The 4,789-nt window shown below is 70.1% G+C and carries 5 protein-coding genes; 4 read left to right on the top strand and 1 reads right to left on the bottom strand.

Annotated features, from left to right (window positions below; genetic code table 11):
- On the top strand, nt 1-448 hold a 448-nt coding region (locus tag Q0D75_RS20865; protein ID WP_366513470.1), incomplete at its 5' end, for a CrcB family protein.
- A complete protein-coding gene (gene crcB / locus Q0D75_RS20870) occupies nt 445-822 on the top strand; it encodes a fluoride efflux transporter CrcB (RefSeq protein WP_291057792.1) in 378 nt (125 codons plus the stop codon). The genes Q0D75_RS20865 and crcB, both read left to right, overlap by 4 nt.
- 105 nt (nt 823-927) lie before the next feature.
- Here crcB and Q0D75_RS20875 read toward each other — a convergent pair whose 3' ends face one another.
- Complete coding sequence (locus Q0D75_RS20875; protein ID WP_291057794.1) at nt 928-2,337, bottom strand: MFS transporter; 1,410 nt, start codon at nt 2,335-2,337, stop codon at nt 928-930.
- Nucleotides 2,338-2,490: 153 nt separating this feature from the next.
- Between Q0D75_RS20875 and Q0D75_RS20880 the strand changes: the two genes are divergently transcribed.
- Together Q0D75_RS20880 and Q0D75_RS20885 are read left to right on the top strand one after the other, a co-directional pair.
- Nucleotides 2,491-3,786 carry a trypsin-like peptidase domain-containing protein gene (locus Q0D75_RS20880; protein WP_291057796.1) on the top strand — a complete coding sequence of 432 codons (1,296 nt, stop codon included), beginning with the start codon at nt 2,491-2,493 and terminating at the stop codon, nt 3,784-3,786.
- Nucleotides 3,787-3,983: 197 nt separating this feature from the next.
- Nucleotides 3,984-4,789 (top strand): Hsp70 family protein (locus tag Q0D75_RS20885; protein WP_291057798.1); only part of this gene is annotated, 806 nt, incomplete at its 3' end.

Here is a 4,789-nt window from a genome sequence, read left to right on the forward strand (position 1 = left end):
GATCGGCACGGCCGCGCGCGCCGCCATCACTCTCGTGGTGAGCCCGATCGGCTCGTTCCCGGTGGCGATCTTCGGCATCAACATCGTGGGTGCGTTCATCCTGGGCGTGCTGCTGCAGGCGCTCGCCCTGCGCGGCCCCGACGCCGGCGTGCGGCACACCCTGCGCCTGTTCGTGGGCACGGGGGTGCTCGGCGGTTTCACCACCTACAGCGCCCTCTCGGCCGACAGCGCCGAGATCCTCACCGACGGCGGGCTCGGCCTCGCCCTCGGCTACGGCGTGGCCACCGTGGTCGTCGGCGGTCTCGCGAGCTGGGCGGGCATCCTCCTCGGCGCCCGCCTCGGTCGCCGCGGCCCGGAGTCGGCCCTCCCCATCGACCCGGACGCCGACGCCGGCACCGGAACCGACGCCGGAACCGGAACCGACACCGGGCGGGAGGGCACCCGATGACCCCGCTCGTGTTCGTCGCGCTCGCGGTGGCCGGAGGCCTCGGGGCCGCCACCCGCTTCGTGGTCGACGGTCTCGTGCGCACCCGCATCCGGTCGAGCTATCCCGTGGGCGTCACGGTCATCAACGTGTCGGGATCGCTGCTGCTCGGCCTGCTCACCGGCCTCGCGCTCTCGCACGTGGTGTCGGAGCAGTGGCTGCTCATCCTGGGCACCGGCTTCCTCGGCGGCTACACGACCTTCAGCACGGCCAGCTTCGAGACCGTGCGCCTGCTGCAGACCGGCCAGGCGGCCGCCGCGTTCCTCAACGGCTTCGGGATGCTCGTGGCCTCGGTCGCGGCCGCCACCCTCGGCCTCTGGCTAGGCTCGCTGGCCTGACCCGCGAGCCTCCTGCGCCGCATCCGGTTCACTCCAGCGAGTCTGAGCGCCAGCTCTGCCATGGTGGCGGAGCTCGGCCTGGATCTCGCTGGAGTGAACGCGAGCTCAGCGAGCGCTCGGCGACGGGGCGGATGCGGCCCGCCCGTCGAGGCTGCCGCCGCGGTCGGCCAGCGCCCCCACGCCGCCCGACTTCACGGGCAGGAGCAGCAGCAGGCCGGCGAGCAGCACCAGCACGATGCCCAGGATGCCCCAGTACTGCACGTTCGCCCCGGGGCCGGCGATCGCGGCTCCGATGCCGATGAACACGGTGAACATCAGTGGCGACAGGAACGTCGCCGCCTTGCCGGTGGTGGCGTAGAGCCCGAAGATCTCGCCGTCGCGGCCGGCCGGGATGCGCCGGGCGAGGAACGAGCGGCTCGCCGACTGCGCCGGCCCCACGAAGGCGCAGAGCGCGAGCCCGAAGATCCAGAACACCGTCTGGCCGCCGTCGTGCAGGAAGAACACGGCCGATCCGCACAGCACGAGCCCCACCAGCGCGGTGACGATCACGGGCTTGGCCCCGAAGCGGTCATCCAGCAGTCCCACCAGGATAGTGGAGGCCCCGGCCACGATGTTCGCGGCGATGGCGAAGATGATCACCTGCCCCGACGTGAACCCGAACGAGCCCGCCGCCAGCACGCCGCCGAACGTGAACACGCCGGTCAGGCCGTCGCGGAACACCGCGCTCGCCACCAAGAAGTAGACCGTCTGCCGGCTCTCCCGGAAGAGCGTGCGGATGTCGCGGACGAGCACCCCGTACGAGGCGAAGAAGCCCACCCGGGGCCCGCGGGCGGCCGCATCCGTCGACGGCGCGTTGTACTCGGGCACCGAGAGCAGCACGGGCAGTGCGAACAGCCCGAACCAGATCGCCGAGACCAGCACGGTGACCCGGATCGGCAGCCCGTCGGTGGCCGGAACGCCGAACAGGGCCGTGCCGCCGATCGGCTCGATGAACCCGAAGTAGACGAACAGCAGCAGCACGATGCCGCCGACGTACCCCATGCCCCAGCCGAAGCCGGAGACCTTGCCGATGGTCGTGGGCGTCGAGACCTGCCACATCATGGCGTTGTAGTTCACGCTCGCGAACTCGAAGAAGATGGTGCCCGCGGCCAGCAGGAACAGGCCGAGCCAGAGGTAGCCGGGATCCGGCGCCACGAAGAACATCAGCGCCGAGAGCCCCACCACGATGTAGGTGTTGATCGCCAGCCAGAGCTTGCGGCGGCCGCGCCGGTCGGAGCGCTGCCCCGTGATGGGCGCGAGCAGGGCCACGAGAACGCCCGCGATCGTCATGGCGATGCCCAGCTGCGCCGAGACGGCGGTCTCGCCGCCGAACGAGTCGCTCGTGAGGTACACCGTGAACACGAAGGTGGTGATGACCGCGTTGAACGAGGCGGATCCCCAGTCCCAGAGGCCCCAGGCGAGCACGTGGCGGAATCGGGGGGCTGCGCTGGCAGCCGGCGTGGAGCCGTCGGTCATGCAGCCACAGTAGCCCGCGGGGGTGAACAGCGGGCGACGGATCATAGGCAGCTCATAGCGCAGGCCCAGCGGACATTTGGACGAGCGGGATGAACTGACTACCGCACCGCACAGGAGCCCCGCCCACTTCCCTGAACCAGACTCGAGGACCCCATGAACTACTCCATCACGACCCTGCCCGACCCGCACGCCGCCCGGCGCTCCCGCCGGCGCAAGACCGGTCTCATCGTGGGCGCCACCGCCCTCGGCCTCGTGGGCCTGCTCGGCACGGGCGGAACGGCGCTCGCCGTGGGCCAGGCGGTCGTGGCGCAGGCCACGTCCGGCAGCTCGACCACCGCGATCGTCGAGCCCGGCACCACCACGACCGGCCCGGGCTCCTCGTTCGGCCAGGTGGCGCCCTACGGCGGCGGCACCGGCAGCAGCAACGGGTACGGCTACAACTCGGGTTCGGGTTCGGGCTCCAGCGGCTTCGGATACGGCTCCGGCTCCGGAACGGGCTCCGCCTCCACCCAGACGGATGCCGTCGCCGCGTCGGCCGAGCAGACCGCCGGTGTCGTCACGATCGTCTCCGACCTCAGCTACCAGGGCGGGCAGGCCGCCGGCACGGGGATCGTGCTCACCTCCGACGGCCTGATCCTCACCAACAACCACGTGATCGAGGGATCGACCGCGGTGGAGGTCACCGACGAAGAGACCGGTGAGAGCTACTCGGCCACGGTCGTGGGCGTCGACCCCACGAACGACATCGCCGTGCTGCAGCTGGCCGACGCCAGCGGGCTCTCGACCAAGCCGCTCGCCACCGACTCGGCGGCGGCCGCCGTGGGGGATGCCGTCACCGCGGTCGGCAATGCCGAGGGAACCGGCGACCTCGTCGCCGCATCCGGAACCGTCACGGCCCTGCAGCAGAGCATCACCACCCAGAGCGAGTCGGGCGTCTCGAGCGAAGACCTCACCGGCCTCATCCAGGTCGACGCCGACATCGTCTCCGGCGACTCCGGCGGGCCGCTGCTGAACGCCGACGGCGCCGTGGTGGGCATCGACACGGCCGCCTCCTCGGGCTCGGCCGAGATCACCGGCTTCGCCATCCCCATCTCCACGGCGCTCGAGATCGCCTCGCAGATCGTCGCGGGCGACGAGTCGGGCACCGTGCAGATCGGCGCCTCGGGCTTCCTCGGCATCGGCCTGGCCCAGTCCACGGCCACGGCGACCGGCTCCGCCGCCGGCGCGCTCGTGGCGGGCGTCTACGAGAACACCCCCGCCGCCGAGGCGGGGCTCGTTGCCGGCGACACGATCACGGCGGTGAACGGTACCGCCGTGGCATCCGGAACCGCCCTGTCGGCCGCCATCGCGCAGATGGAGCCGGGAGAATCGGTGACCCTCGGCTGGACGACCGCCGCCGGCGCCGCCCAGTCGGCCACCGTGACGCTGATCGCGGGCCCCGCCGCCTGATCCGGACCGGTCGCCTCGAAGGCCCCCTGCCACCTCGGTGCAGGGGGCCTTCGTTCTGCACCTTGAGTCGAGTTGGCTCAACTTTTGCTGGGAGAACTTGACTCTCGATCCGCCTCGTGGAAAACTTGAGGTCACAAGGCTCAGGTCTTGAACAGACTTTCGATACGACAGCAACGCAACAGAAGGAGAACAGCCACATGGCTCGTGCAGTAGGCATCGACCTCGGAACCACCAACTCGGTGGTGGCCGTGCTCGAAGGTGGAGAGCCCACCGTCATCGCGAACGCGGAGGGTTTCCGCACCACCCCCTCGGTGGTCGCCTTCACCAAAGACGGCGAGGTGCTCGTCGGTGAGACCGCGAAGCGCCAGGCCGTCACCAACGTCGACCGCACCATCTCCAGCGTGAAGCGCCACATCGGCACCGACTGGAAGGCCGACATCGACGGCAAGAAGCTCACGCCGCAAGAGATCTCGGCCCGCATCCTGGCCAAGCTCAAGCGCGACGCCGAGTCGTACCTGGGCGACACCGTGACGGATGCCGTCATCACCGTTCCCGCGTACTTCAACGACTCCGAGCGCCAGGCCACGAAGGAGGCCGGCGAGATCGCGGGCCTCAACGTGCTGCGCATCATCAACGAGCCCACCGCGGCGGCGCTCGCCTACGGCCTCGACAAGGGCAAGGAAGACGAGCTCATCCTGGTCTTCGACCTCGGTGGCGGAACCTTCGACGTGTCGCTGCTCGAAGTGGGTAAAGACGACGACTTCAGCACCATCCAGGTGCGTTCCACCTCGGGCGACAACCGCCTCGGCGGCGACGACTGGGACCAGCGGATCGTCGACTACCTGATCAAGCAGTTCAAAGACACCACCGGCGTCGACGTCTCCAACGACAAGATCGCCAAGCAGCGCCTCAAGGAGGCCGCGGAGCAGGCCAAGAAGGAGCTCTCCTCGGGCATGTCGGCCAGCATCACGCTGCCCTACCTCTCGCTCACCGAGAACGGCCC

Origin of the sequence: Herbiconiux sp., assembly GCF_023264855.1 — a bacterium.
GTDB lineage: Bacteria > Actinomycetota > Actinomycetes > Actinomycetales > Microbacteriaceae > Herbiconiux.

Excerpts from the sequence above, each read along its gene's own strand:
- crcB (WP_291057792.1), top strand. The coding sequence starts at position 445 with ATGACCCCGCTCGTGTTCGTCGCGCTCGCGGTGGCCGGAGGCCTCGGG.
- Q0D75_RS20880 (WP_291057796.1), top strand. The coding sequence starts at position 2,491 with ATGAACTACTCCATCACGACCCTGCCCGACCCGCACGCCGCCCGGCGC.
- Q0D75_RS20875 (WP_291057794.1), bottom strand. The coding sequence starts at position 2,337 with ATGACCGACGGCTCCACGCCGGCTGCCAGCGCAGCCCCCCGATTCCGC.